The organism is Rhizobium sp. 05N430, assembly GCF_056396985.1.
Genome location: NZ_JBFTMO010000040.1, coordinates 1 through 2150, shown reverse-complemented (window position 1 = coordinate 2150; position 2150 = coordinate 1). Strand labels below are relative to the sequence as shown.

1 protein-coding gene and 1 pseudogene are annotated in these 2150 nt (G+C 60.3%); both read right to left on the bottom strand.

The features are described 5' to 3' along the window. Window positions 1-502: pseudogene (locus AC1DJO_RS29810) on the bottom strand (helix-turn-helix domain-containing protein); the annotation flags it as partial. Window positions 503-691: 189 nt separating this feature from the next. Further along, the gene (locus AC1DJO_RS29805; protein ID WP_112538644.1) at window positions 692-2065 is read right to left on the bottom strand and encodes an ISNCY family transposase; all 1374 of its coding nucleotides are present in this window, start codon (window positions 2063-2065) and stop codon (window positions 692-694) included. Between the last annotated feature and the right edge of the window lie 85 nt (window positions 2066-2150).

Here is a 2150-nt window from a genome sequence, read left to right as displayed (position 1 = left end):
CCTTCGTCGCATGCAGATAGTCAAAGGTGTTCTCAGAGGCGGCAAAGCGCAGATGCAACAGCTTGCCGGTCGCATCGTCGATGTAGACGAGCAGGGCGCATTTGCGGCCACGGTCCTCGAACCACCAGTGATGCGACCCGTCGATCTGGACGAGTTCACCAAAGCAATCACGCCGGCCGCGTGGCTGGAAGACCCGCTTCTTGCGCTCGCGGCGTGATACCCATATGCCGGCTTCCATCATCCATTGGCGCAACGTCTCTTTGCTGACGGAAATCCGATGGCGCTCAACTAGCTTCTCGGCCGCCAAGGTTGGRCCAAAATCCACGTAATGCTCACGCACCAGGTCGAGAGCCAGATTGCGGAAATCCTCACTGTGGCGCCGGTTGCTCGGGCGGCCGCGCTTCTTCGAGACGAGACCGTCGAGCCCGTCCAGATCATAGGCCTGCAACAGMCGATGGACTTGGCTGCGACTGAGCCCAASTAGCTCAGCCGCCCGCGTGACCGTCAGGCYGCCTTGGCGAACCTGATGTGGCGTGAGAGTTGAAATGTCCGCCGGTTTGCAAAGTTAAAATGTCCGCAAGGCCACCATACGGCACACCGGCCAGCCCCGATCTGACCGGCTGATCCCGGTTGCAAGATCAGATCGGGGCGGGTGGTAAATACACCACTTCGGCTTTAGCTTTGAGACGCCTCACTCAGCAGCCTGCTGCCGCGACAGTGCTTTCTTTCGCCGAGCAATCACCGCCGGATCGTTCACAAAATCCTTCCGCCGGCCCGGCCCGCGAGCACGTTTGACATAGCCATTCTTGTCGCTGTTGCTCTTCACCGTCGGCTTGTCCTGCTGTTCCTGGCGCTCCTTGATATAGGCAAGAACATCACCCAACCGCTTGTTCTCGGTGATCGCCGCATGCGTCACCCGCTGATCCTTGTCGAACACGGTGTAGGGCAGGGAATATCCCTTCCAACGCACCTCCAGCCGACCGTCCGCATAAGCATAGGTCTCGACATAGCGACCCACCAGACCGCGCGTCACCTCGGTCTCCTCCAGCATGATCCGCTGGCGCTCGAACGAAAACGTCAGCTGCGATCCGACATAACGCTGCTCGCGCTTGCACAGGATCTCCGTCAACCGATCCGGCGCCAGATTCAGTGGCCGGTGCAGGTTGTCCGGGCGGGCAGGGACGATTGCAAATCGCGCATTGTAGTCCTCCATGAAGCCCGGCAAGAACGCATTGCCAGCCTCCATGGTGTCGATGCCAGAAAGCCTGAGCTCCTTGACCAACCGGTCCTGCAGCGTCCGGTTCATGCGCTCGACCCGACCCTTGGCCTGGCTCGAATTTGCACAAAGAATCTCGATGTTTAGCTCGCAGAGCGCACGCCCGAACTGGGTCATGCCCTGGCCACCCCTGGCTTCCTTCTTCGCCACCCGAAACACCGAATGCTTGTCGGAATAAAAGGCGACGGGAGCACCATGCGCCTGCAGATAGAGCTTGAGCGCCTCAAAGTAAGTAAAGGCACTTTCCGAGCGTACAAAGCGCAATTGCATCAACCTGCCGGTCGCATCATCGACAAACACCAGTAGCGAGCAAGGCGGTCCGCGATCCTCGAACCAGCGATGCTCCGACCCGTCGATCTGCACCAGCTCGCCATAGGCTTCGCGCCGCAGCCGCGGCTGATGAAACGTCCGCCGCTGCTTGCGCGACAGCCAGAGGCCGGCATCCGCCATCCAGTTGCGCACCGTCTCGCGCGACACCCGCAAACCATCGCGTTCAGCCAGCTTCTCCGTCGCCAACGTCGGCCCGAAATCCGCATAGCGTTCGCGAACCAGCGTCATCGCATAATCGCGAACCCCGTCGCTGATCCGGTTGTTCGACGGTCGGCCGATCGCCTTGTGCCGGATCGAAGCCGCGCCGCCAGTCCGCATACGCTCCAGCAGCCGGCGCACCTGGCGCTCGCTCAGATCAAGCACATGCGCCGCTGACACCGTGGTCATCCGCTGGGCAACCACCTTCGACAAAATCTCGATCCGCTGCAGATCGCGTTCGCTCATCGCAATCAATCCCATCTGCAATCTCCCAGACGTCATTCAGACCCGGGGAGTGTGACATTCCAACTTTGCAGAAACAGGACATTCTAACTTTGCGGCTACA

What these genes read in the sequence shown, in the direction of transcription:
- AC1DJO_RS29805 (WP_112538644.1), bottom strand. Translation starts at nt 2,065, where the DNA reads ATGGGATTGATTGCGATGAGCGAACGCGATCTGCAGCGGATCGAGATT.